The sequence below is a fragment of the Lonsdalea populi genome (genome assembly GCF_015999465.1).
Lineage (GTDB): Bacteria > Pseudomonadota > Gammaproteobacteria > Enterobacterales > Enterobacteriaceae > Lonsdalea > Lonsdalea populi.
Map to the genome: position 1 here is coordinate 3703132 of NZ_CP065534.1, position 26785 is coordinate 3729916.

Annotated in this window: 19 protein-coding genes; 3 read left to right on the plus strand and 16 right to left on the minus strand. The window is 55.7% G+C overall.

Annotated elements, in window-relative coordinates; genetic code table 11:
- From I6N93_RS16470 to dppA, 10 genes are all read right to left on the minus strand, one after another.
- The gene (locus I6N93_RS16470) at positions 1–3837 is read right to left on the minus strand and encodes a cellulose biosynthesis protein BcsC (protein WP_085686638.1); all 3837 of its coding nucleotides are present in this window, start codon (positions 3835–3837) and stop codon (positions 1–3) included.
- A gap of 11 nt (positions 3838–3848) precedes the next feature.
- Positions 3849–6257 carry a cellulose biosynthesis cyclic di-GMP-binding regulatory protein BcsB gene (gene bcsB / locus I6N93_RS16475; RefSeq protein WP_085686636.1) on the minus strand — a complete coding sequence of 803 codons (2409 nt, stop codon included), beginning with the start codon at positions 6255–6257 and terminating at the stop codon, positions 3849–3851.
- Complete coding sequence (bcsA, locus tag I6N93_RS16480; protein ID WP_085686634.1) at positions 6254–8377, minus strand: UDP-forming cellulose synthase catalytic subunit; 2124 nt, start codon at positions 8375–8377, stop codon at positions 6254–6256. Before bcsA ends, bcsB begins: the two co-directional genes overlap by 4 nt.
- 95 nt (positions 8378–8472) lie before the next feature.
- On the minus strand, positions 8473–9273 hold the full coding sequence (gene bcsQ / locus I6N93_RS16485) for a cellulose biosynthesis protein BcsQ (protein WP_085686632.1): 801 nt from the start codon (positions 9271–9273) through the stop codon (positions 8473–8475).
- The gene (gene bcsO / locus I6N93_RS16490; RefSeq protein WP_167459597.1) at positions 9264–9803 is read right to left on the minus strand and encodes a cellulose biosynthesis protein BcsO; all 540 of its coding nucleotides are present in this window, start codon (positions 9801–9803) and stop codon (positions 9264–9266) included. The genes bcsQ and bcsO overlap by 10 nt, the downstream gene beginning before the upstream one ends.
- Before the next feature lie 492 nt (positions 9804–10295).
- Positions 10296–11312, minus strand: a complete 1017-nt coding sequence (gene dppF, locus I6N93_RS16495) for a dipeptide ABC transporter ATP-binding subunit DppF (RefSeq protein WP_123225452.1) — start codon at positions 11310–11312, stop codon at positions 10296–10298.
- A complete protein-coding gene (gene dppD, locus I6N93_RS16500) occupies positions 11309–12289 on the minus strand; it encodes a dipeptide ABC transporter ATP-binding protein (RefSeq protein ID WP_085686626.1) in 981 nt (326 codons plus the stop codon). Before dppD ends, dppF begins: the two co-directional genes overlap by 4 nt.
- A gap of 10 nt (positions 12290–12299) precedes the next feature.
- Entirely contained in the window at positions 12300–13205 is a 906-nt protein-coding gene (gene dppC / locus I6N93_RS16505) for a dipeptide ABC transporter permease DppC (RefSeq protein ID WP_085686624.1), read from the minus strand.
- Positions 13206–13214: 9 nt separating this feature from the next.
- On the minus strand, positions 13215–14234 hold the full coding sequence (dppB, locus tag I6N93_RS16510) for a dipeptide ABC transporter permease DppB (protein ID WP_085686622.1): 1020 nt from the start codon (positions 14232–14234) through the stop codon (positions 13215–13217).
- Between the two features lie 119 nt (positions 14235–14353).
- The gene (dppA, locus tag I6N93_RS16515) at positions 14354–15961 is read right to left on the minus strand and encodes a dipeptide ABC transporter periplasmic-binding protein DppA (protein ID WP_085686620.1); all 1608 of its coding nucleotides are present in this window, start codon (positions 15959–15961) and stop codon (positions 14354–14356) included.
- Between the two features lie 1160 nt (positions 15962–17121).
- Here dppA and I6N93_RS16520 point away from each other — a divergent pair.
- Positions 17122–18465 carry a 2-hydroxycarboxylate transporter family protein gene (locus I6N93_RS16520; protein WP_085686618.1) on the plus strand — a complete coding sequence of 448 codons (1344 nt, stop codon included), beginning with the start codon at positions 17122–17124 and terminating at the stop codon, positions 18463–18465.
- A gap of 232 nt (positions 18466–18697) precedes the next feature.
- Here the strand turns inward: I6N93_RS16520 and dcuR are convergent, their stop codons facing one another.
- The 5 genes from dcuR to ibpA all read right to left on the minus strand — a co-directional run bounded on the left by dcuR (position 18698) and on the right by ibpA (position 24226).
- Positions 18698–19420, minus strand: a complete 723-nt coding sequence (gene dcuR, locus I6N93_RS16525; RefSeq protein WP_085686616.1) for a two-component system response regulator DcuR — start codon at positions 19418–19420, stop codon at positions 18698–18700.
- On the minus strand, positions 19413–21026 hold the full coding sequence (locus tag I6N93_RS16530) for a sensor histidine kinase (protein ID WP_085686614.1): 1614 nt from the start codon (positions 21024–21026) through the stop codon (positions 19413–19415). Before I6N93_RS16530 ends, dcuR begins: the two co-directional genes overlap by 8 nt.
- A 131-nt stretch (positions 21027–21157) precedes the next feature.
- Positions 21158–22570 carry an anion permease gene (locus tag I6N93_RS16535; RefSeq protein ID WP_085686612.1) on the minus strand — a complete coding sequence of 471 codons (1413 nt, stop codon included), beginning with the start codon at positions 22568–22570 and terminating at the stop codon, positions 21158–21160.
- Between the two features lie 640 nt (positions 22571–23210).
- Complete coding sequence (gene ibpB / locus I6N93_RS16540) at positions 23211–23666, minus strand: small heat shock chaperone IbpB (protein WP_085686610.1); 456 nt, start codon at positions 23664–23666, stop codon at positions 23211–23213.
- Positions 23667–23806: 140 nt separating this feature from the next.
- The gene (gene ibpA, locus I6N93_RS16545; protein WP_085686608.1) at positions 23807–24226 is read right to left on the minus strand and encodes a small heat shock chaperone IbpA; all 420 of its coding nucleotides are present in this window, start codon (positions 24224–24226) and stop codon (positions 23807–23809) included.
- Between the two features lie 348 nt (positions 24227–24574).
- Here ibpA and I6N93_RS16550 point away from each other — a divergent pair, with 348 nt between their 5' ends.
- Positions 24575–24934 carry a YceK/YidQ family lipoprotein gene (locus I6N93_RS16550; protein WP_085686606.1) on the plus strand — a complete coding sequence of 120 codons (360 nt, stop codon included), beginning with the start codon at positions 24575–24577 and terminating at the stop codon, positions 24932–24934.
- Positions 24935–24972: 38 nt separating this feature from the next.
- Here I6N93_RS16550 and I6N93_RS16555 read toward each other — a convergent pair whose 3' ends face one another.
- Positions 24973–26268, minus strand: coding sequence for a DUF3748 domain-containing protein (locus I6N93_RS16555; RefSeq protein WP_085686605.1), 1296 nt, complete (start codon positions 26266–26268; stop codon positions 24973–24975).
- A gap of 235 nt (positions 26269–26503) precedes the next feature.
- On the opposite strand from I6N93_RS16555, the gene bhsA reads away from it, so the two are divergent.
- Positions 26504–26761 (plus strand): multiple stress resistance protein BhsA, encoded by a 258-nt coding sequence (gene bhsA / locus I6N93_RS16560; protein ID WP_085686603.1) that lies wholly within the window; start codon positions 26504–26506, stop codon positions 26759–26761.
- The last annotated feature ends 24 nt before the right edge of the window (positions 26762–26785 follow it).

Genomic DNA, 26785 nt, shown 5'->3' on the forward strand with positions numbered 1-26785 from the left:
TTATTCACCTCCAAGCCTATAGCGGAAATAGAGTTGCGCGCTGCTTTCGTTATAGTCACCGAAGGTATCGTAACCGAGCTGGCCGCCGATGGTGACGTTGCGGTTGATTTTATAGTCGGCCCCCGCGTGCAGGTTGTAGCCGATGCCGTTTTTACTGGTGCCGGGGTAGTAGGCCTCTTGCGTCAGCCCGCTGGCGGCGACCCTTTCCAACGCTTCCTGGAGTAATGGGTCATTGGGGTAGTAGGCGCTGCGATCCTGCGAGTAGGACTGATAGCCCAAGGCGCCGCCGATCTTCACGCTCAGATCGTCGTATTTCCGGGTGTAGTCGATGGGGAAAGAGACCGCCACGAAGTTCTGCGGGCTAAAGTAGCCGCCCTGCCCGTAGCTGTAGTTGCTCAGGTTGCGGGAGAAATCCATCCACGACATGCTGATGCCGGTCTTCAGCTCACGCTCGCTATCATGATAAGGACGCACATAAGCCCCGGCATGCGCCACCAGGCTTTTGTTGCTTTTCACGTTCTCTCCCAGATAGCTGTAGGCCCCCGCGCCGCCATAGAAACCGGCGTCGCCGTCGTCATAGCTCAGCAGCGCCGTTCCACCGTTCTTGGTCACGCGGCCCCATTTCTCGCCGCTGTAGGCGTCGCGCGCGCCGACATAGGAGAGCAGGCTGTCGGTGACCGCCCGGCGTTCGCCGGTCAGCACCAGCGTCAGGAAGTCAGTCAGCTTCGGCGACCACTGAACGCCCCCCACCAGCGTGCTGAGATCCTGCCCCAGCGGGGTCGAACCGATGTCCACCTTGTACTGTTTACCGGTCAGCGCGAGATTCAGCTCCACGCCGGTGGCATTCTGCGCCCCAGGAGAATCCGCCGTGATCTTGTCGAGATTGAAGCTGCCCGAGTTAGATTTATCCCTCGCCTTTGCGGCCTGCTGAAGCGCCCCCAAACCGAAGCGGCGGCTGGAGGTGTCTTCGGCGCTTCCCGCGCTCAGCGTCACCGGCGTCACGGTCAAGTTGAAGCGGTCCTCGCCCAGCGGCGCACTGGACCACGTCAACGGCGCTTTCGCCTCGGTCAACTTGCTGAGGCCGGACTCGCCGTCCCGGCCGCGCACCTGCACCCCGGCCTGAACCCAGGTGCCGGTATCGCTCTCCAGCGCATCCATCATCTGGTTAATCTGGCGGAAAGTGCCGTTCTGCGCAGAGGCCGTCGTGCCCCCCTGCGCTCCGTCGAGGCGTTGTCCGCCCGCCGCGCGATAATCGGCGTTCTCGTCGCGCTGTTGCCACGGCATCACGCCCCCGTAGGCCGAGGGCGAACGACGCGTACTTTCCGTCGTCCGGTTGATGAACGGGTTATCCGCCAGCGCCAGTCCGCCAATCACCGGCAGACGGCCGGACGCGGCGCCTTCCAGCCCGATCATTTTGCCGCGCGCGGTGCGTAGATACGCCATCGCCTGCGCATTGTTCCCGTCCGCTTCGGCCACCCGCGCCAGCAACAGCAGGCGCTCCGGCGTCTGTTTGTCGTTCAGACCGGCGGCCAGCGTGCTGGCCTTCGAGACGTCGTTCTGCGCCAATGCCACGTCGATAGCGCCGACGCGCGCATCCTGCGTGGGGGTATCGCGCGTCATCAGGTAGTCGTAGACCGTCGCTGCTTCCTGATTCATTTTGCCGGACTGATAGAGTCGCGCCATCGCCAGCATCAAATCGGTATTCTGCGGATCGTGCTGCAACGCGCCGATCAGCTTATCGTAAGCGGCCGCATACTGCCGGGCCTCGCGCAGGCGATCCGCCTCCTGGATCACGCCGCCGTTACGCACGGCAGCCAACTGCTCCGGCGTGCTGCGGGACAGAATATCGGGATTGCTCAGCCACGCTTGCGCTTCCTGGCCCAGACCGGCCTGATTCAATACGGCCACCTGCGCCGCGTAGTCGCCGGCGTTGCCCTGAACCCCGCGTTGCAGGTTGTCGCGCACCACGCCGACCGCCGCGGCGGTATCGCCTGCCGCCGCCAGCGCCTGCGCCAGCTGCCCGGCATCCTGCGGGTTGTCGGGCGGATTCACCGCCAGCGCCCTCAGGGTGTTGGCCGCCGCCATGTTGGAGCCGGTTTTAAGATAATCGCGCGCCGTCGCCATCTGCAGGTTGAAATCAGCCCGCCGGGCCAGCGCACGCATGTTGGGCGTCTGCCGGCCTTCCGGTACGCGAGCCAGCAGCGTTCCGGTCTGCTGCCAAGCGCCGTTTTGGCTGGCGAAGAGCGCGCCAGCGAACAGTTGCTCGGGGCTGGCGCCGGGACGATACAGCGGCTGCATCACATCGGCGGCCGCCGTCATGTTCCCTTGCTGTTTGTAGGCGCGCGCCAGGTCGTATCTCACCCAGCCGTCGGCCGGCCAACGCTGTATCGCCTGCTGCAATAGCGCGATAGCCTGCGCAGAATCGCCCGCCGCCAGCTCGCGCTCCGCGGCGCGGCGCGCCGACGCGCTGCCTTCCACCACGGCTACGCGAGACGCCAGACGTTGGCGCACGCTATCCGGCAGCTCAGCCAGCAGAACGTCGGCTTCCGTACTGCGATTCTGCTGGCGCAGCACATAGTAGAGCCCTTCTTTCGCCGCGCTGTTGTTCGCATCCAGCGTCAGCACATCGCGATAGCTCTGCTCCGCCTGCGTCAGCTGACTGCTGCGCCGTTGCACATCGGCCCGAAAGAGACGCACGGCTATGCCGCGTTCTCCGCTGGCCTGCATCAAGGGTTCGCTGAGCGCCAGCGCCTGCGTCGCATCGCCCGCTTTCATCGCCTGCTGCGCCACACTCAGCTGCGCGTAGAAACGCGCGTCCTCCGCCTGCTGCCGGCGCTCGACGCTGTTTTCACCGCCCTGCTTCGCCGCCTGCTCCAGATAGTTGGCGGCGCTGGCGTAGTCGCCGCGGCGCTGAGCGACATAGCCCAGACCGGCCAGCGCATCCGCATCCTGCGGCGAGGCCTTGAGCACCTGTTCAAACGCGCTTTGCGCGCTGTCGACGTCGCCGCCGTTCAGTTCGGCGAAGCCCCGGCCTTTGGCCGTGCCGCCCACGTGGGTGCGGTAATGCGTCATGACCGCCGTATCCTGAGGATGGCGCTGCTGATAGTTGTCGTACAGCGGCGCGTCGTCAGGCTGGGGACTCATCCACAGCAACGCCTGCCGCATGGCGCTGTCCGCGTCGGGGCTCCCGGAGGCCATGCCGTCCAGCAACCCCAGCCCTTCCCGCCGGCTGGATTCCTGATAGGTCAGCGCTTTGGCCAGCGCCAGCCGGGCCTGATTATCCTGCGGATGCGCCGCAGCGAACTGGCGCAGGCCGTCCACCGCCTGCGGCCACAGGGTGCGGTCGCCCGCCATCGTGAGATAGTATTCGACCGCGACATTGGCCGGCGGTTGCCCGCCGTCGAACAGGCTGCGCCAGGTTTGCAGCGAAGCGGCGATGTTGCCGCTGCGGGCCTGCTGACGAGCCAGCGCCAGCTGAGCGGGTGGAATATTCCGCCAACGTCGGGCGTTGTCCAGCGCCTGCAACCGAGGGTCCTGCGGCGAAATACTCGCCAGACGCGTGCGCCACTTCGTTGCCTCGGCGTTGTCGCCGCGCTGTTGAGAGTAGAGCGCCATCAGGTAAATCGCGCGGGCGTTCTCGGCGTCGACGGCCAGCACCTTCTGCAACGCCCCTTTGGCCAGATCGTCGTGGGCGCGTTGATGCCAATATTCCGCCTGGTCGAACAACGCCTGAAACGCCGGGTTGTCGTCCGCCGCCAGCGTCGGCGCGGACAGTGCCGCCGCCCCGACCAGGCACAATGACCGAAGCATTCTGGCTGTCAGTGTGTTCTTTTTCATAGTTCGCTCAATTATTTCCGGCCTGGATCACGCGCGTCCTGCGGATGCAGGCGGCGATAGGCGCGACGTTTCAGCACGCGATACAAACCCGCTCCGCCTAACGAAGCCACGATTAAAGCGACAAACGCCAGAATGACGGCGTGCTGGTTGGCGTACCAGATAATCATCATGTACCAGGGCATCTGCCCGCTGGGGAACTGCGGGCCGACCCGGAAACTGCGGATGCCGTTCTCATCGGTAATGATGGCGGTATCGCCCCGGATCGCCGCGGTGATGCGCGTCGACATCAGGTCGCCGTGCAACCGCTGCAACTGCTGGTCATTCGTCGCCAACGCAACCACCGCCACGCGTTTAGGGTTCCACGGGGATCGGTAGCTGACAAAACCGCGCCAGAACTCATTCGAGGAGAAGTAACGGTCGGCGTCTATCGGATGACGGGACCAGTCGCCGGTCAACCAACTGATCCATTTTTCCAGCACGCTCGGCATTTTAACGCCCAGCGCATGACCGTCCGTCTGGTAAGGGGACTCTGCCAGCAGCGCCGCGTTAAATCCGGCGCGCGATAGCGTCGTGACCGCCAGCACATCGCTGTTTTGCAACCGATGCAGCGCTACGCCGTCTTTCGGCACGCCGAATACGACCTGGTTACGGTTGATACTGACGCCGGTGGCGTCGCCGGATCGGCCCGCCATACCGAGCAGCGTGCTGATCTCCTGATCGGTGGGGCGTTCCGGCAGCAGCATCACCGTCTGAGCGTAGTCAGCCAGCCGGGAGAAGGGGAACGACGCGCCGATGAAATACGACAGGTTGGGCAGCATCGTGAAGTGACGCGTGTGGGTCAGATCTATCCACGAGTCGTTCTCAATGCGGCTTTTAATATTATTGTTCAGCAGTACGCTGCACGGCGCATCTGCTTTGGGCCGGATGTTGAAGTAGAGCTGCAGCTGGTTAAAACCGTAGATCAGATACGGATCCAGCTTCAGCGTGTAGGACTCCTGACGATTGTCGCCTCCCAGCCGACGCCAAAGCCGTTCCAGCAGACCCGCTTTCACCATCGGTAAGTTGCTGATAAACGTACCGTTAAGCGTGACGTTCAGGTCAGAGCGATGTTCGTCAATCCAGCTTTCCGCCGGGAAACGGTAGCTGATGTGTACGGGGATCGTTTCGCCGTCCCACAGAAAGAGATCGGGTGCCGCCCGGAACTTGAGATTCTGTGCGGAGTGCCAGATGCCCAGTGACGTCATGCTCTGCTCTTGCTCCAGCAGTTCGCTGAAGCGGACACGCCGATCGGTACTGATCCAGCGCGGCGCATCGTAGCTCTGATGACGCGGAAGGGTCTGCGGGGTGACGGTGATGGCCGACTGTTTCGCGATCAACGGCTGGCTGACGAGGTAATAGGCGGCCTGTCGCAGCTGATCCTCGTCCTTCCCCACCACCAGCAGCAGTTTATAGATCGGATTATCGGGATTATCCATCAGCTGCAACGTCGGCGCATCGACCTGCGGCAGCGTGACGCGGCCAATCTTCTGGCCCGGATAGCCAAACAAAATACCGTTCTGTTCCGGCACGCGGTCTCGCGCCACGGGGAACGCGATGTCCCGCCCGTTGGTCTTAACTCCCATCCAGGACGCCACCAGCGCCGCCGCGCTCACCTGATCGGCCGTCGGCTCAGCGGGGAAGATCATCGGCACGGAGGCCGTCGCCATCTGCATGGCGTCGATAAACGGCCGCGGGAAGTTGCCGATGTCCGCCCCGACATTTAACTGCTGACCTTCCAACTGCAGCGTGGTGCTCGGCAGAATGGTGACGCTGTATTGATGGGCATTATCGCGCCCGCACAGCAGACGATCTGAATTGATGATGCGGAAACTGAGGTTGTTGTCGGACACCACCAGCGCGGCCGGGATCTCTATCTGATAGGTCCCGGTCTCCTGTCCGCCCGTGGTCAGGGGGACGTTGCCCAGCGGCTGTCCGTTCAGCATCAGCTGTAGCGCGGTATTGCGCTCGGCCAGCGCCGTAGAAACGGCGAACTTGAGCGCCAGATGCGCGGACGTCACCACCTGATCGGCGGGGAGCGTAAATCGCAGTCCGGCCTGTAGCTGACCGCCGCTCAGGGCGACGCCTTGCGTCTGCCCCATCTGCGCCACGGAAATCGTGCTGCTGAACGGTTCGTTGTCAATGTCCGGGGGCGCGTTTGAAGCAATATCCGGGGGCGCGTCCGGCGCGGGCGGAACCGTTAGCTCCGGCGGCGGCGCGGGTGAGGACACGGGCGACGGAGAAACGTTGGGCAGCCACGGGGGCAGCGGGACGTCCACGGGAGAAAGCGGACGGGCCGCTTCGTCGGCGGCCACGCCGCCGACGAAGCACAGCAGTAAAAACGCAGCAAAACGCCGACGCGTTCTGGAAACTCCGTATGTCATGCCGTTTTATCCTCTTGCAGCGTTTCTTCCGCCGTCGCGGCTGCTGCCGGGAGCGTCCGACCCTTTTTCTTTCTTCCCTTCCAGGTCAACCAGAAGAATTCACACACGGTCCGGAGCACCGTCACCAGGGAGCGCAGCGGGTTGTCCCGCGGCCAGGGCGGGTCGATCCAGGCATCCGCGCGCGAAAGGACCACGCGCACCAGACCACGGCGCTGCGCCAGCGGGATTTCATCAAATCGCAGGCGAATGGTGCCGTCATCAAAACTCACGGACTTCACCGGCAGCGCGATTTCCCCCGCGCGCGACAACAGCTCAAGACACTCAATGGAATCGGTTTTGTGACGCTGATCCGGTGCTTTGATTTGTGCGCCGCCCATCGACAGGTCGACGGTCACCGTGCGTGAGGCAATACCGCTGGCGTAATGAATAACGGCCGGCAGTTCGACGTCGATACGGATAGTCTGGCGCGTCTGCTTCGTTTCTCGCGCCACCGCAATAGCCGCCATCAGAATCAGCAGGCCGATGCAGGCCCAGGCCACGTTCAGGGCGATTACGTATGGATCGACGTTGTAATAGTCATGCCCCGCCGCCCGGACGATGCCGGCGACGATACCCACGAACAGCAGGACGGCGGTCGCGATATGCGGCCGCACGATGCGGAAGTCAAAGAAGCCCACGTCCAGCAGGCCGCCTTTATCCGTCACGTTGAATTTGCCGTGACGCGGGGAGATAAGCGTAAGCAGCGTCGGGATGATCAGGTGGAACGCCATCACCGTTTCATAAATCTCGCCCCAGAAGCTGTAGCGGAAACGTCCGTTCATCCTCGCATTGAGGTATACCGACATCACCAAATGCGGCAACACGTAGGCAAAAATCAGGTTCGCCGACGAATGAATGATATTGAGGTTGAACAATAGATAAGCAAGAGGCGCGGTCAGGAAGATGACGCGCGGCAGGCCGAACTGGAAGTGCAGCATGGCGCTGAGATAACACAGACGCTGCTGCCAGGTCAGCCCTCTGCCCAGCAGCGGATTGTCGACCCGGAAAATCTGCGTCATTCCTCTCGCCCAGCGGGTACGCTGAATGACATGCAGCACCAATCGTTCGGTCGCCAGCCCTGCCGCCAGCGGGATCGCCAGAAAAGCGGATTTCCAGCCACGACGCTGCATTTTCAGCGCCGTATGCGCATCTTCCGTCACCGTTTCCACGGCGAATCCGCCCACTTCTTCCAGCGCCGTTCGGCGAATCACCGCGCAGCTGCCGCAGAAGAAGGTGGCGTTCCAGTAGTCATTGCCCTGCTGGATCGGCCCGTAGAACAGCTCGCCCTCGCTCGGCATTTGTCTGGCCGCCTTGAGGTTGCGTTCGAACGGATCGGGGGAGTAGAAATAGTGCGGCGTCTGCATTAGCGCCAGCTTGTCGTCTTTTAGGAACGCGCCTACCGTCGCCTGCAGGAAAATACGTTTAGCGACGTGATCGCAGTCAAAGACGCAAATCAGTTCGCCGTTGGTGAGCTGCATGGCATGGTTCAGGTTGCCCGCCTTGGCGTGCGAGTTGTCGTCACGGGTGATGTAACCCACGCCGGCCTGAGCGGCAAAGACCGCGAACTCGCTGCGCTTGCCGTCATCCAGAAGGTAGACCTTGAATCTGTCCTGCGGGTAGTCCATACACTGCGCCGCCAGCACCGTATCCCGCACCACGTCCAGACTTTCGTTGTAGGTCGGGACGTAGACGTCCACCGTCGGCCACAGGTTGGCATCCTCCGGCAGCGCTTCAATGCCGCGCTTCAACGGCCAGATGGTCTGCATGAAACTCAACAACAAAATAACCCAGACATAGACCTCGGCAATAAATAAGCCAATTCCCAAAATCGTCTCGATCTCGGAATTAAAATGCAGTGTTTCCGTCGCGCGCCAGTATATATAGCGCGTTGACATTAATAACGTAAGAATAACCATGACCACAGTCACCTTTTGGCTTTCACTGCGGCCCAATAAAAACAGTATGCCAATACTCATTAAGCCAAAAATGTATTGTTTCTGGCTGTCCATCGGGGTGATGATAATCACTAACGCTACCGGAAATAATACCAGTAATAACAGATAAAAAAGCGCCTTCTTCATAAATCACCCTGATGTTCAGTAATGAGCGGACGAATGCAGAAAAGAGTAAATATCCTAAAGATAATGACGCAGAATCATTATCTGCGCCTTTCCTATTAATAGGAGGCAGGCACGACTGTCTTATGGACTTCGCCATTACCCACTTTGATATCTACCAGCGCCGCAATACGCTTGCTGATTAATTCAATATCAAACGCCGCCGCTGAAGCCGGACTAAAATCGAAGATAGAGCGCTGTGAGGCGTTAGCTTCGACGACGCTTTCGTCACGGTGTACGCAGCCAATCAACCTGTCGCCTTTGTTTTCCTGCATGTACGCCGCTACATCCCAGCTGATCGCGCGTCGGGTATCCGTCTGATTAAGCAGCCAGTAGTATCCCTGTTTGTGGTTCAACGGTCCGCCGATGAGCCGGTTTTCTTCTACGGGCGACAGGAGAGACAGCGAGGCGGTATCGGCCTGCATGACGACCAGATGCAGGTCGGCCAGCTCGGTCATCGCCTTCAGGGCGGGGCTGGGACCAGGGGGAAAATCGGCCAGGATCACCAGGCCCGGGTAGTTCAGCATGGCGCTGAGTCCGCGCGCCAAAAACGTGGGATCCGCCAGGTGCCGATCGAAATCCTCACGCTGCGCTTCCGTCACGCCGCCGTAGGGCAGCACGAAAATATTACCGCCAGCCGTCAGGATGGACTGGCTCCAGTCCGGGGAGTCGACCGCGGCTGCCACGTAGCCCCGTTCATCGGATAACGGAATGCCGAAATGCAGGCGTAGCGCGTTCTGAACGTCAAAATCGATCGCCAGCACTTTACTGCCGCCGCGCGCCAGGGCATAGGCCAGATTGGCCACCATCGTGGTTTTTCCGACTCCGCCTTTCGGAGAACAAACACAAACTAACGGCATGAGGCAATTCTCTCCAGTAGCGGTTTTAACAGTTCTTCTTTGTTCGGCGCCTGCGCAGTTTGCCGACCACGCGTGCTGAACATCTGCTTATAACGCTCGGGATCCAGCGGTGCCGTGCTGACGACGGCGGTCGCTTCCGGGCGGGACACAGGGGAAGAGGAGGCAAGCTCAGGCTGCCGTGATGACGTCGCAGGGTCGATAGGCTGCGACGCGGCGGCGACAGCATTCAGGAGCAATCGCTGTTCTGCGGGGTCGTCGTTGTGCGGACGGGTATGGGAATCGTCCAACCTGACAGGCTTGACGGCGGAAGCCGGAGCTGCGAATTCATGTTTCGCGACCGGCCTCAGAGAGGGCTGCATGCCAACGCCGAATGAAGATTCGGCACTGCCTTTATCTTCATGAATGACCTGCCTCACAATGGCCCAGCGAGAACCTTCATCATGCAAAGATTGGCCCGGCATTTCCTTGAAATTAATGTCTTCCGACCGGGTCTTTTCTTTGAAATGCTTCAGATCGTCATAGCTTCTCATAAGACTCCCAAATCTCCACATGAATGCCAGCTAATATATCATTATTAAGCGAACACTTAATCAAAAATATCCTCATCCATTGTTACAGAATAGGTTAAATACCGCCGTAAAAATCAAATGATTAATACGATGATCATTTCTTATCTGTCCTCTTTTCCGCAAAAATCAGCGCAGAAAAAAACATCCTCACTCTTTTAAGGTGTTTATAATTAAAATTTTTATAATAAAAGAACGTGATATTTAATTATCAGGATTAGGGCGTTGTTGTGGTGGTAAATAGGATTTACGGCGCCACAAAGTGCTCATTTCCTTTCCCTTTTGCGACCGTAAAAGCAGCATACTTCCTCGGCTCGCCCTCTCTTTTACTATAAAGCCAATGAGTCCGTTTGAATTGGAGCAGGCGCGCCTGCTATTGCCGGTGGCGTTGCAGTACAGAAACAGAAAGCCCGCCAGACGCCTGCATTATCGTCTGACGGGCTTTCTGAACGGTTCTTACCGCGATACAGGCTGGGACAGTGTCTCTTCTTCATCCACGGCAAAGCAGGCCACCCTCCGTTCACCGTAAGCGATAAGCTGAGGCTGCCGTGCCACACAGGCGTCGAACCGTTGTCGGCAGCGGGTGTTGAACGCGCATCCCGGCGGCGGATTGAGCGGGCTGGGCAGTTCCCCGCTTAGCTTGATGCGCTCGCGTCGCAAATCAGGATTCAGGCGCGGCGTCGCGGAGAGCAGCGCCTGAGTGTAAGGATGGCGGGGATGGTCAAAAATATCCTCCTTGCGGCCCTGTTCGACGCAACGGCCCAGATACATCACCATGACCTCATCGGCAATATGCTCGACCACCGATAAATCGTGGGAAATGAACACGTAAGACAGGCCCAGATCCTGCTGTAAGTCCATCATCAAATTCAGGACCTGCGCCCTGACGGATACATCCAGCGCTGAAACCGGTTCGTCCGCGATCAGCACGTCCGGGTCCAACATCAACCCGCGCGCAATGGCAATACGCTGACGCTGCCCGCCGGAAAACATATGCGGATAACGGTCATAAAATTCCGTTCTTAAGCCGACCTTCGCCATCATCGCCAGCGCCTTCTCCCGCCGTTCGGCTCGACTCAGCGCCGTGTTGATAATCAGTGGCTCTTCCAGAATCTGACCAATTTTCTTGCGGGGATTCAGCGACGCGTAAGGATTCTGAAACACGATCTGAATTTTCTGCCGCCGCAATTTTTCGGCCGCAGGGTCCGACTTCAGCAAATCTTGTCCCTGATAATAGAGCTCGCCGTGGGACGGCGTTTCAATCAGCGTCAACAAGCGGCCCAACGTCGATTTACCGCAGCCGGATTCGCCGACTACGGCCAACGTTTTGCCTTTTTCCAGCGTAAACGATACGCCATCCAGCGCTTTCACCACCCGCTCTGGCTGAAATATTCCAGACTTCACCGGGTAGTATTTTTTCAACGCACGCGCTTCCAGCAGCACGTCCTGACACACGTCTAGGTCATCACTCATAAACTGGGCCTCCCCGAATCATCCAGCGGCGTATGGCATTTTACCCGGCGGTCGCCCCAGGGCTGCAGTTCTGGCTCTCGCTGGCGGCAGAGGTCCGTAACATACGGACAGCGCGGGTTCAGCAGGCAGCCCGAAGGCCGGTCGTATTTGCCGGGGACAACGCCCGCCAGCGAGGCCAGCCGGGATTTATCCGTTGCAAACTCCGGCAAAGCTCGCAGCAGCGCCTGCGTGTAGGGATGACGCGGCGCTTTGAAAATCTCACCGGCAAGCCCCGACTCCACGACCTGCCCGGCATACATCACGATGATCTGATGCGCGGCTTCGGCGACCAGCGCCAGATCGTGGGTAATCAGTATCAGCGCCATATTTTCCTGCCGCTGTAGCGTCAGCAGCAGCTCGATAATCTGCGCCTGAATCGTGACATCCAGCGCGGTCGTAGGCTCATCGGCGATCAGCAGTTGCGGGCGGCAGGCAATCGCCATCGCAATCATGACACGCTGGCTCATGCCCCCCGACAGCTGATGAGGATAAATATCCAGCCGCGAGGCCGGATCCGGTATCCCGACCATCGTCAGCAGGTCGATGGCTCGCTGGCGTCGGGTTCGGCGATTACCGCCCTGATGCACCTTAATGGCCTCCATGATCTGGAATCCGACGGTGTAGCAGGGGTTGAGGCTGGTCATCGGGTCCTGAAAAATCATCGCGACTTCCGCGCCCACCAGCTGACGGCGCGCCTTCTCCGGCATGGCGATTAAATCACGGCCGTCGAACGTCAGACTGCCGGCAGCGACCTGACCGGGATAATCAATCAATCCCATAATGGCCAACGAGCTAACCGATTTGCCAGAGCCGGACTCTCCGACAATCCCCACGACCTGACCGCGTTCTACCTGATAGCTGACACGGTCGACCGCCTTGAACGGCTCCGCGCCCTCGCCGAAACTCACGGACAGGTGTTCTACGTTAAGTAACGCCATCGCTCTTCCTCTACGACTGCTTGAGTTTGGGGTCGAGCGCATCGCGCAAGCCGTCCCCCACCACATTGAATGCCAGCACCGTCAGCAAAATCAGCAGCCCCGGAAAGGTCACGACCCACCAGGCGCTTTGCGCATATTGCAGCACGTCCGATAGCATGGTTCCCCATTCCGGCGCGGGCGGTTGCGCGCCCATGCCCAGGAACCCCAGCGCCGCCATATCCAGAATCGCGTTGGAAAACCCCATGGACGCCTGAACAATCAACGGGGCCAGACAGTTGGGAAAGATATTAATGAACATCTGCCGCATCGCGCCCGCGCCCGCGACGCGAGAGGCGGTAACGTAGTCGCGGTGGACTTCCACCAGCACCGCGGCGCGCGTCAGGCGCACGTAGTGCGGCAGCGAGACAAATACCAGCGCAATGGCCGCATTCACGATCGACGGGCCGAAAATTGCGACCAACACCAGCGCCAAGAGCAGGCTCGGCAAGGCCAGCATGATGTCTACCAGCCGCATGATGGCGGCATCCACCAGACCGCCGAAGTAGCCGGAGATCAGACCCAATACGGTTCCGAACAGCAAGGAGATCGTCACGACCATACACCCGACCAGCAGCGACAGGCGCGCGCCGTACATCAGGCGGGACAACATATCGCGCCCCACATCGTCCGTGCCGAGAAGAAATGTCCAGCTGCCGCCGTCCTGCCAGACCGGCGGCGCAAGCAACGCTTCACGGAACTGTTCGGACGGCGAGTGCGGCGCCAATATCCCCGCCCCGAGCGCGATCAACAGCATGATCACGATGTAGGCCAGCCCCACCACCGCGCCTTTATTACGACGAAAGTCGTGCCAGAACGCCTGCAACGGCGTCAGCGGCGGCGGTGCCGTATTCACTGCGGATTGAGTCAGTTGCGTCATCGTGGCCTCCTATTTGCCATGCCGGATGCGCGGATTCACCACGCCGTACAGCAGGTCCACCAGCACATTGACCAGAATGATCAGCGACGCCACCAGCAGGACGCCGCCCTGCACGACCGGATAATCCCGGCGTTGCAAAGCATCCATCAGCCAGCGTCCCAGCCCCGGCCAGGAAAAAATGGTCTCCGTCAGAATGGCGCCCGCCAGCAACGTGCCGACCTGTAGCCCGATCACCGTGACCACCGGCAACATCGCGTTTCGCAGGGCATGCACCACGACGACCCGCAGACGGCTCAACCCCTTGGCGCGTGCCGTGCGGATATAATCCTCGCCCAGTACTTCCAGCATGGAAGAACGGGTCATGCGCACAATCACCGCCAGTGGAATCGTCCCGAGCACGATGGCAGGCAGGATCATATGCATCACCGCATCGGTGAAGTCGCCCTCCGCTCCCCATATAAAAGTGTCGATGAGCATGAAGCCGGTCAGCGGCAAAGACTCATCCAGAAATAAGGTATCGCCCACCCGGCCGGAGACCGGCGCCAGATTGAGATGAACGGAAACCAGCATGATGAGCATCATTCCCCACCAGAAGATCGGCATGGAATAGCCGGTCAACGCTACGCTGACTGCCGCATGATCGAAGAGTGAGTCACGCTTGACTGCCGCCAGGACGCCCACCGGAATACCGACCGCGATGGCGAAAAGCATGGCGCACACGCCAAGTTCAAACGTGGCCTTGAAGCGCGGAACGAACTCGTCCCAAACTGAAGTCCGGCTTTTGAGCGATGTGCCTAAATCGCCGTGCAGAACGCCGTCGATATAGTGGACATACTGTTGCCACATGGGCTTATCCAGCCCCATTTCAGCCATTAGCTGGGCGTGACGTTCGGGAGTGATCCCCCGCTCTCCGGCCATGATCATGACAGGGTCGCCGGGGATCAGATGCACAAAGGCAAAGGTCAGTAGTGTGATACCAATAAACGTTGGGATAACCAGCCCCAAACGCCGGAGTATGAACTGAAACATATTCGCACTCTTCGTAGATGACCGACCCGCCGGCGGATCGGTCAAGGGCCGCCGCCTGCAGCATTCATCGTCGCTGCGCCCCCGTAAGCACGCAGCGACATCCGCATCGTGGTCAGTGATTAATCCAGGGACACATGGTTGAAGTTATGTAGGCCGCGCGGCTCGATGACATAGCCCTTCACGTTGCTGCGAATGGGTTCGTATACCGTCGAGTGAGCGATGATCAGCGCTGGGGCCTGATCGTGCATGATGACCTGTGCTTGTTTATACAGCTCAATGCGCTTAGCCTGATCGGAGATGGCTCGAGCCGGCTGAATGACATCCTCGAATGGCTTGTAACACCATCGGGAATAGTTGGAGCCTTTGCGGGCGGCGTCGCAGCTAAACAGCGTCGCGAAGAAGTTATCCGGGTCCCCATTGTCGCCGGTCCAGCCAAACAGGACAGTCTGATGCTCACCGTCTTTGGAACGTTTCAAATATTCTCCCCATTCGTAGGTCACAATCTTGGCGTTCACGCCGATTTTGGCCCAGTCAGACTGAATCATCTCCGCCATACGGCGCGCATTCGGGTTATACGGCCTCTGGACCGGCATGGCCCACAGGTCAATAGTAAAACCATCACTTAGCCCAGCTTCCTGCAACAGCGCTTTCGCCTTTTGCGGATCGTAGGTGTAATCCTGCACCGCATCGTTGTAACCCCACATGGTGGGCGGTATCAGGTTTTTGGCCGTCTGACCGGCGCCCTGATAGATGGCATCGATGATGGACTGTTTATTGACGGCATAGTTCAGCGCCTGCCGCACTTTGAGGTTATCCAGCGGCTTTTTTTCCACGTTATACGAGAGATAGCCAACGTTCAACCCGGGTTTTTCTAGCAAGATCAGTCTCTTATCCTTTCTCAGACTGGCCAGATCTGCCGGATTGGGATAGGGCATGATCTGGCATTCGTTTTTCTGCAGCTTGGCGTAACGGACCGAGGCGTCCGGCGTTATGGAGAAGACCAGGCGGTCTATGCCCGGTTTCTGTCCCCAAAAACCGTCGAACGCCTTATATAGAATGCGTGAGTCTTTTTGATATTGCTGCAGTTGGAACGGACCGGTACCAAGCGGGTTTAGATCGACTTTCTCAGGCGTTCCGGCCTTCATCATCGCATCAGCATATTCAGCGGATAAAATGGAGGCGAAATCCATCGCCAGATCGGCGGCAAATGGCGACTCGGCGTGGGTCAGGTGGAAGCGCACGGTGTGGTCGTCCACTTTTTCCACGTTCTCAATCAGTTCCCGCATCCCCATACCTTCAAAGTATTCATAGCTGCCGCCTGACACTTTATGATACGGGTGATTCACATCCAGCTGACGCTGGAACGAGAACAGCACATCGTCAGCATTAAGACCGCGCGTCGGCTTGAAATCTTTACTGCTTTGCCACTTCACGTCAGTGCGCAGATGGAAGGTGTAAGTTTTGCCATCCTCGCTGATATCCCACTTCTCAGCCAAGCCGGGTTCGATCTCCGTTGTCCCATTTTTAAATTCAATCAGACGGTTATAGATGGGAACCGAACTGGCATCAAACGTCGTGCCCGACGTGTACAACTGAGGATTGAAACCTTCCGGGGAACCTTCCGAACAATACACTAACGTTTTAGACTGCGCGCCCGCCGCAACCGAGAGCGCCAGCAGTCCCAGACCAAGCCTCAGCATCCTTGATTTCATTATGGGTTCAGCCATTTACGTATGCCTCATAGTATGGATGTTGTGTAATAGCAGACGGACCATGGCGGTTATTCCTTGGTCCGAATACTGCGGCGTTACTGCGACAGGCATCAGTAACCAGGAAAATAAGCCGTGCGATGCTTCCCTGCTTGTCGAATAAAATAAGGGGAAATACCCCCACACAGACGGTGCTCTTTCCTGCAGCGTCATCAATTTGTCAACTGTTCACATCCAGGTCAATACAACCAATATGGATTTACAAAGTCATCCAGCGCGTTGAAACGAACAAAAAAGAGAAAAAAGCCCCTAACCTCAGATTTAAAATCCGAGATATATAAAAAATTAAGCCCAAAATCACAAAAAAGCCCAAACCCAGTAATTTAAAGACGAAAAATAACTATATGAAATTCATCTTACCTTCTTCCTACAGCGTCACTTTTGCGGATTTTTAGCGCAAGGATGATAATTTTGTCACAAATAAAGGGAAGGCAATGATTGCAGATTTTCATCTTACGTGGCTTAAGATGACTATCTGCGTAAGGTGAAAAAAGGGAGTTAAAAAGCGGTCGGCTCAACAGAGGCGATGCCTCCACACCCAGGGCGAACGCCTGCGGGCAACGCTTACTCATAAAGATAAACGGCGCTGTGTGATTGGCATCACAAAATAAAAGGAAATAAAAATGAGGAGGCGGGCTAAAATAAGGGTGATTATGTGACCCAGTAGACAATCCGCTGCAAATGTAAAAAGTACAAAGATTAATAATTACAGCAGTGATCTCATATTTCCCTCATGAAATTTACGTTAGTTTTAAAACTTTATTATCTAGGCGCCATTGGCTATTTTTATTACGCGATTATATTAAGATAAAAAGACATTGCCCGCTTAAATCATTTCCCGCCCCCATCTTGAGTTAATTTTAATTACAAAACTAAGAATTAAATTATTTAAAATGGAAGTGCCGTTCAGTTCACAATTACATCACGCATTCAATTAATGGCTATTATTTTTAACAATAAGCCATGCTAGATTGCCATATATTCAATGTCAGTATCCGAAATACCATACCCATTCACATTACGCATGTGAGCAAAAATAAAATAAATACTTATTATTCAACATCTTACGTTTATCCATTGACTTCTGTATGCCCTACCACCACAACAAGGTGAATATAATGAAAAAAATTGATGCTGATATCCTCCGTGAGGATACCCTCGTGAACACACCGCCTCCTGGTTTTATCAGTAGTTTGAATAAAACCACGATTGGTGCCGTCCCTTTAGTTCTCTTTATCGTCATTTCCGCCATTGTTTTTGTCGCCGCCTATACCGGTGTTTTGCCCAAAAATATGATCGGCGGTTTCGCCGTTATCATGTCGATGGGTTTTTTACTCGCGCACATCGGCCGCAATATTCCGGTGTTGAAAGAAATAGGTGGACCGGCAATTCTGTGCCTGATCGTGCCGTCGATATTGGTCTATTACCAATTCTTCAATGACACCACGATGGATACCGTGACCCTGCTGATGAAAGAGGCCAACTTCCTTTATTTCGTCATCGCCAGTCTGGTGGTGGGCAGCATTCTCGGCATGAACCGCATCATTCTGATTCAAGGCATGGTGCGTATGTTCGTTCCGCTGGTTATCGGTACGGTCACTGCCGTGTCGACCGGCCTGCTGGTCGGGAAATTGTGCGGTTATACCTTCTACCACACCTTCTTCTTCATCATCGTTCCCATCATTGGCGGCGGTATCGGTGAAGGCATCCTGCCGCTCTCCCTGGCCTACTCCGCCATTCTGGGTCAGTCTCCCGACGTCTACGTGGCCCAGTTGGCCCCCGCTGCCGTCGTTGGCAACATTTTCGCTATCATCTGCGCAGGCATGCTGGCGCGACTGGGCATAGCGCGCAAAGATCTCAGCGGTCAAGGCCGGCTGATCCGCAGCGATAAAGACAATGAGATCTTCAACGTGACGGAAACGCCCAAACCGGTAGACTTTTCGCTGATGGGCGGCGGCCTGCTGCTTATCTGCGCCTTCTTCATCGTTGGCGGTCTGGCGGAGAAAATCGTACACATCCCCGGTCCGGTTCTGATGATCCTGATCGCCGTTATCTGTAAATACGCTCGTGTCATTCCTTCCAGCATGGAAACCGGAGCCAGCAGCTTTTACAAATTTGTCTCCAGCGCTCTGGTATGGCCTCTGATGATTGGGCTCGGCATGCTGTATGTTCCGCTGGAGAGCGTTGTCGCCGTCTTCTCCGTCGGTTACGTGCTGGTATGTGGTTCTGTGGTTATCTCCATGGCGCTGGTCAGCTTCTTTGTCGCACCGTATCTCAATATGTACCCGATTGAGTCCTCCATCGTCACAACCTGTCACAGCGGCCTTGGCGGCACCGGCGACGTCGCCATCCTTTCCGCCTCCAACCGTATGTCGCTGATGCCGTTCGCGCAAATCGCAACGCGTATTGGCGGTGCGTCTACCGTTATCGGAGCAACGCTGCTGCTGAGATTGTTTGTCTAGCCGAAATCGAGTCAAAGAAAACCACCTTCTCTGAGAGGTGGTTTTTTTTCGCCAGCTTACCAGCGGCCGTAAAAAGCTATTTATCGAGGAGATGGGTGACAAAGGCCGATAAAAAATCCGCCAACCCAATGGAGGTGGCGGATTTTCATTTGGTAAGTTGAACCGTTATTCAGTTCAGACTGAACGACTCCATGATTCGTCCAGAGGACGAGCTCGGCGGCCTTTATGGCAATCATTCGCAGTATTGGCGCAATGCATCCTGCTTTTCAGGCAACAGACGATAGAGATACACCGGACGCCCCGTCGAACCGTACAGGATATTGGTGGCAAGAATGCCGGTGTCCGCCAGATAGATGAGGTACTTACGGCAGGAAACACGAGAGATGCCAATCGCATTGGCCAGCATTTCGGTGGAAAACTCCGCCCCCTGATTCCCTTCAATCCACTCGCATACGGTACGCAGCGTCAGGCTAGTCAGCCCTTTAGGCAGCTTCTTACGCTCGGCGATAGGATTCCCGCTAGTGCGTCGAATCAAGTTATCGATGTCCGTTTGCGCCACGAATTCACGGTGTTTAAGCAGGTTTGCTTCTTCGCGGTAAGCGGTTAACGCCTGCTCGAAACGAGCAAACTGGAAAGGTTTGATCAGATAGTCCACCACACCGTAGTGCAGCGCTTTTTTGATGGTGTACACGTCGCTGGCCGACGAGATAATGATCACGTCAGTGTGTTCGCTGAATTCGCGGATAGCCGGCAACAAGTCCAGCCCGTTATCCTGCTGCATGTAAATATCCAGCAACACCAGATCGATTTCACAATCTGGCTGCATCAGCAGATTTCTGGCCTGCTGCAACGTGGAGACGGTAGCGTAACAGTTGAATCCGGAAACCTGATTCAGGTAACACTTATTCAACTCAGCCACCATGGCATCGTCGTCAACGATCAGTACATTAATCATGGTCAATCTGCCTTGCTTTATAAGGAATGTTCACGAAAAACTGGGTATACACCTCGGGTTCAGAATCGAGATCGATGGTGCCGCCAATTTTTTCCAGACTTTGTTTAATCAAATACAAGCCAATGCCGCGTCCACTGCCTTTGGTCGAGAATCCTTCCTGGTAAATCTTTTGCTGTATATCCAGCGGTATACCGGGGCCATCGTCGCTGACCATACAGTGCAGATGCCCTTTTTTATGATGGAACGTCACGCGAATCTCGCGGTTTTCCAGGCCCGTCATCGCGTCTAGCGCATTTTCGATCAGGTTCCCCAGAACGGTAATCAGTTCGTTCGTCGCTTCCACATCATCGGTATCCGGCAGCAGGCTGTCTTCGCTAATCGACAGATTGATACCTAAATCCCGCGCCCGGTTGATCTTACCGAGCAAAAATCCGGCGATCACGGGAGACTTTATCTTACGGATAATGGCGCCTATTTCCGCCTGATAATGATTCGCCGTTTTGAGAATGTACTCTTCCAACTGCGGGTAGTATTTCAAATGCAGCATACCCAGAATGACGTGCAGTTTATTCATGAATTCATGAGACTGCGCGCGCAATGCGTCAGCGTAATACGACATCCCGGTCAAACGCTGCACCAGTTGGCTGATCTCGGTCTTATCCCGCAGCGTGGCGATAGCCCCTATCGTTTCTCCATTCACCACGACCGGCACCGTATTGGTCAGCAGTTGGTTGCCGTTAAAATTGATCTCTTCGTCTCGCTGTGGCTTTCCAGATTTTACGGCCTTTTCCAGACTCATCAGAGCCGGCCAGCGGCTGATCGTACTGCCGATAGTGAGCTCATTGCTGGCAGAGTGCTGGCTGAACAAGCGCTGGGCTTCATCGTTAACTATCGTCACGCGTAAATCAGTATCGACCGCAATAACCCCTTCCTTAATCTGCTTAAGCATAGCGTTACGCTGCTCAAACAAATTCGAAATCTCGAAGGGTTCGAAGCCAAGCATGATTCGTTTCAGGGCTTTCACCAGAAAATAGGTGCCTAATAATCCTACCAGCGCGCCAAAGAGGATCGTCCACGGAATAATCCAGCGGTTTTCATTGATTAGCGACTGCACGCTGGTTAACGAAATCCCTACGGCGACAACGCCCAGCTGTTTGCCGCTCTGGTCGAATACCGGGACAAATACCCGCAGGGCGGGTTCCAACACCCCACGATTCACCGCTGAATTCTCAAGACCCATCAGCGCCGGATAGAGATCATTGCCGATGAAGTGGCGGCCAATCTGATCGGACTCGGGATGCGAATGGCGAATTCCTTTCATGTCGGTCACGATGACGAACAGCAAGTGGTTACGCCATTTCACTTCTTCCGAAAAGCGCTGTACTTCTTCCGGGTTGCCGACATTGCTCAACTCGTGGATTACCACCGGGGCATAAGCGACGGTGCGAGCGATGGCAAATGCCTTTTCTCTGAGGTGGGTTTCCGTCAGCTCACTGATGCGGAAAAACAGCAGGGCATACACTACCAGCAGTACGGAACCAATCACCGCCGATACCATAAGGATGACTGATGTACTCAGCTTCAGCGGAGTCTTCTTCTTACCCATGGCTCGCTCCGAAAGAATGTCGTAACCCATTATCTTATACCGTTTAAGCTGATTTCGCGCAGTTCATATAACACGCCGCCGCTATAAAGCGGCGGCGGCGGTTTATTTCACTTGTGGGTGCTTGCTGCTTGTTACCACAGGCCCAGAACTTTCCACCAGAAGCTACCGACAATCAGCCAGATGGGGATGACGACCAACCCGGTCAGGAAACCGATTTTCCACCAGGTAGACAGCGACATGTAGCCGCAGCCGAACAAGATGGGCGCCGGACCGCCGGAGTAGTGCGTGGTGGACATGAACAGGTTACTGAAGGCGGCAAAGACCAGAACCGTCAACATAGGAGGGGCACCTGCGGCAATAGCAATGGAGACGAAAATCGCATACATGGCGCTGATATGCGCCACTGCGCTCGCCATCAGGTAATGGCTGTAGTAGTAGACCAGCAGCAGCAGACCCAGCATGGGCAGCCAGTGCATACCTTTGACGGAATCCCCCGCCATGTTGCCCAGCCAGCCGATCAGGCCCAATTTATTTAACTGCGTTGCCAGCATGATCAGTACCGCGAACCACACCACGGTGTGCCAGGCTTCTTTCTCACTTACCACGTCGTCCCACGTTAAAGCGCGAGTCAACAGCAGCACGCTCAAACCAGCCAGCGCAGTCAGCGTTGCGTCGATATGTAGCGTAGAACCCAGAACCCAGAAGGTGACGAGTCCCAGGAACACCCCCAGCACCACCCACTCATCGCGGCTCATTGACCCCATTTCACGCAGTTTTTCAACTGCCATGGCGCGTATTTCGCCCGTTTTTTTCAGCTCAGGGGGATAGAAGCGGTACATCACCAGCGGGATTACAATCAGGGAAACAAGCCCCGGCAGCAATGTCGCCATCGCCCACTGTGTCCAGCTAATGTGCACGCCGAATTGCCCAGCCAGCTTACTGATCATCGGGTTACCGGCCATGGATGTCATAAACATCGCGGATGTTACAGCGTTACACTGGAAGATAGTTTGCACCAGGAACGCGCCGATACGTTTTTGCGTTCCCTGAGCCGGCGTCGAACCGTAGGCTTCAGCGATAGAACGAAATAGCGGGGTGATGATACCGCCGCAGCGCGCTGAGGTAGACGGCATCGCCGGAGCAAACAGCAGATCGGTAAAGACCAGGCCGTAGGCCAGACCCAAACTACTGTTGCCGAGCTTGCTGATAAACAGTAGACCGATACGGCGGCCAAAGCCGGTTTTGATAAAACCGCGCGAGATGAAGAAGGCGCAGGCGATCATCCAGATGGTAGGGTCGCTGAAACCAGCCAGCACATCTTTTACGCTCAGCAGCCCCATGGCGGCAACCGCCGTGATGCTGAATATGGCTATCGCTCCCAGCGGGTAGGGAGAAAGAATCAAACCCACGACGGTCGCAATGAAGATGGCCATTAAATGCCAGGCTGAAGGGCTAACGCCCTCGGGGACGGGGAAAAACCATAATCCGACGGCAATGCCGAGGATGACCAGAAGTTTAACTAACCTGCTATTATTCGCAGACATACACACACCACTCATATTAAAACGAAATCAGACGTTTTACCGGGTGTACCCTGTCATGAGTGGGGGATCGTTATTCTCTTTTATTTCCCCATTAATAAATACAACGGGTACAACGACAGTAAAAAAAGCAAGAAAATAATAGCGTTTCAGCGATCCGCTTGCCCATAAATTCGATGAATGTTCAACGGTCCAGATAGTATTATAAATGGCGCCACCGAACCCCTTACTTTAATTACTAAATGGGTTTAATAATTTAATTATGATTTAATAATTGGTGTATCAACAAATAAAAACAACAAGATCACGACCAGCAAAAACCTCATAACAATAGAACATAAAATTAACGTAGTGACTGATATTTATCTATCTATCAATTAAAAAACTCACACTCTGTAATATTAACGAATCTGTTAATTTAATCGCTTTCATTTGATACTCAGAAATAATATCCAATGACGAGGAGTTTGGCAGAGCCAATATCAATTACTGCACATATAAAATCAGACGTATTTAAAAAAAGTATGTTCCCAATCATCGCCACCGAATTTTCCTCTCACCCGCAATCCAGCAAACCGGCAAGCAAAAAAAACCGCCCACTGCGGCAAGCAATAGGCGGTCGTTACGATGCCAGACGCGGTTGTTAAGCGTCAATCACCTCTACAGAGGGTTTATTCAGCTGCTTAGTACGCGACGTGCCGATAGCGATACGCTGCGGCTGCAACTCTTTGGGGACTTCGCGGACAAGGTCGATGTGCAACAATCCGAGTTCAAACTGCGCTTCCGCCACGCGGATGTGTTCAGCGAGCGTGAAGCTGAGGGTGAAAGGTTTGAATACTAACCCCTGATGGACGTACTTCACAGGCTTGTCCGCCGGGACGGGCGAACCTTTGATCGTCAGGCGCGGCCCTTCAATTTCAATCGCCAGATCCTGCTGCCGGAACCCAGCCAGAGCCAACGTGATGCGATAGCGATCGTCGTCCTGTTTTTCGATGTTGTAAGGGGGAAACTCCGCCGTCTCCTGACTGCCCATCGAGCTAGCCAACTTATCGAAGCCAATCCACTGACGCAGCAGCGGGGATAAATCATAGTTACGCATAGTCATGACTCCTTCTTTGAAGCGAGAAATTCATCCGGAGCGTCAAACATTCCGGGCGCGCCCCCACTCGGCAGGCGCCGCATATTAAGGCGAGACGTTGAACCTTTCTCGCCGGTGCTCACATCGGTCAACTTGGTTTCTTACTTAATTTCGATACGACGCGGTTTCAACGTCTCAGGGATCACGCGCTCCAGATCGATATACAACAGCCCGTTTTCCAGGTGTGCGCCTTTAATCTGAATGTGCTCGGCCAGCTGGAATTTACGCTCAAAATTACGTTCGGCGATGCCCTGATAGAGGTAATTACGAGGCGTAGGTGCAGCCTCGTCGCCGTGGGCGCCTTTGACAATCAGCATGTTGTCATGCGCGGTGATATCCAGCTCGTCTTCAGCAAAACCGGCAACGGCAATAGCGATCCGGTACTGATTCTCGTCGACAAGTTCGACATTATAGGGGGGATAACCGCCGTTACCCTGGCTTTGGCCAGCTTCCAGCAGGTTCAACAAACGATCAAAACCGATAGCGGAACGGTATAGCGGAGAAAAATCGGGGTTACGCATTATAGCCTCCTAAGCTTCAGCGAGGTGCTAACGACGGCCTTCCATCAGGACAGGCCCCTTGCCGGAAAGAAATACCCTGTCGGCATACTTCTCTCTGCGGCTCTATAACCGATATGGCGGCCACACCCTTTTTTTCAAGAGGGTCGAAAAAATTTTCGCCGGGAAGAGTGGAAATTAACCGAAAGGGATCTCACGTAGGACGGAGTTATCGCTTACACTGAACAAAGCACGTTTTGCCTAAATCCGTACCATCACCGGTGCACATCAATAACAGCACAAACGCGACAACGATTTGTGGGTATGCGGGCTCAAGAGAGTTTGCGGAGCGGTTTCCCTGTGGATAACGTTATGACCATATTGAAAGGTGTCTTATCTGCTTTCGTTCTGGCCGTTGGCATCATCATCGCATTAAGCGGATGCTCCAGCGTGATGACCCGAACAGGAGGCGACCAAGGTTATTATTCGGGTACCCGAGCGGGCATCAACATGCTGAAAGACGACCACACCGGCTGGGCGATGATGCCCTTGGTCGCGATTGATATCCCTTTCTCTGCCGCGTTAGACACGCTGTTGCTGCCCTACGACTACTATCATTCCGGTAATAAACCCGAAAAATCCTTGCACGACAGGGTCAGCAACAGCGATGCGAATGCGCCTTTCAGCTCGACTCCAGCGACGTCCGCCATAGCCAATCCATCGCAACGCTGAGTCGCCATGCTCGCTGCAAGACTTCGGTCGATAGTCATTCAGCCCGCATCGTCAAGTTGGAGGCGAACCCTGAAAATCTGATTCACGCCATCCACCTCCCGCAGGTAAGCGACGTCACTGCCGCTGGGAGAAAAGACGACGGCGTCTCCTGACGGCGGCACTGCACTACGCAGCGTCTGGCGGAATAAACGCCCCGTCGAAGCGTCACATACCATAATGCTGTTATCACAGACAAAGGTCAGATACTCCCCGCTGGGATGCCAGGTAAAGGCCGATTGTATCGAGTCAGGCCCATACGTCACCTGACGAGGAGCCCCGCCATTCGGCGACACCGTCCACAGCTGTACAATACCGTCGTCATCTTGCATCAAAAACGCAATTTGGCTGCCGTCCGGCGAAGCTCTTAACCAATGGCGCGGCTGATTCACCACCCCGGGGTAACGTCTGTCGGCGCTGAATGTCAGACGTCGCTGAGTGACGCCCGCAGGAGGGGAGGGCAACGTGGCGGCGGTCCCGGCAAGCGGCTCAGATCCTGGCTGCGCATAGGCTTCAAGCGCTTCCGGCAGATCGACGATGAACACCTCCGGCACCCGTTCCCCTGTCGTCGATACCGTATCGCCGATAAATGCCAACGCCCATCGCTGGCGACAGCCGTCCGTTCGGAGATACCCCCTTTCACCAATCCAGCCCTCTTCATAGGCCCGGTTGATCTCATCACTGCCCGGGCGAGGGCGCATCGTCGTGCGGCTGACGAGAACGCAGTAATGGCTGCCGTCATATTCTCTCGGATGCTGTTTCGGCACGATGACCGGCCGCAGCGGCACACCCACCCCGACGTTACGCAGGTCGAGAGACGGATCCCGCTCGTGCAGGACGTGATCGTTGTAGGTGAAGCTCAAACGCGTTCCATCAGGGCTGAAGACGTGGACATGTGTCCCGCCGCGCAGCGCGCCAGCGACATAGGGAGGCGTGATCGACAACGCATCCAGCGTGATGGCCTGACGACGTTTGTCGTCGGCGACGATAACACCGCGACGATGGTGGAAATCATAGTGCCAATCGTCATCCGGATGTTCCGGACCGTGGATAAAGACATAGCGTTGAGGTAACGCGGGGCTACCGGTTATCACACCGACACACGCATTTTCTCTCGCCTCATAGACGACCTCCGTCTGTCGGGTATGAATGTTCACGCGTTCAACCCGACGGCCGGTAAATGAAGAACCCGTTGGTCTGACGTCATACAGCACCCATTGACCATCGCATGTCCAAATATTGACGTTCGTCAGCTGATGGGAAACGGAGCCCGACGTTAATTGAAATTCTTCATTCATCGTAAAAATCCACAGGGTGTATCGATTATTAACCTATAATAAAAATCTATGTGTAAAATAAAAAATTAAATAGATAAAACAATTCGTTATTTACAGTACCTGACTTTCTTCTCGTTAAAACAGGAGGACTATAGTCGCAACTGATTACGGTTTATCGTCGTACCAACAAGGCAGGCGTTTCGCTACAGAAGAACGCGCCATTTCTTTTCGTTATCGATATAGAAGGTATAAGACTATGAAAAACGTTAAAATTGTCGTTGCAGCTGTTGTACTTTCCACCCTCTCTTTTGGCTCGTATGCGGCCCAATATATCAGCGTGCTACAGGCACAAAATATGGAAAAAATCGGCGAAGCCACCGATACCGCCAAAGACTTAACATCACTGCAGCAAAAACTCTCAGCCAAAGCCGATAAAGCCGGCGCTAAGGCTTATACGATCACGAAAACCACCGGCGACCAGGTCATGCACGGAACCGCAAATTTCTACAAATAGTTCTGTTGCTAAGCCTCCCCTGTT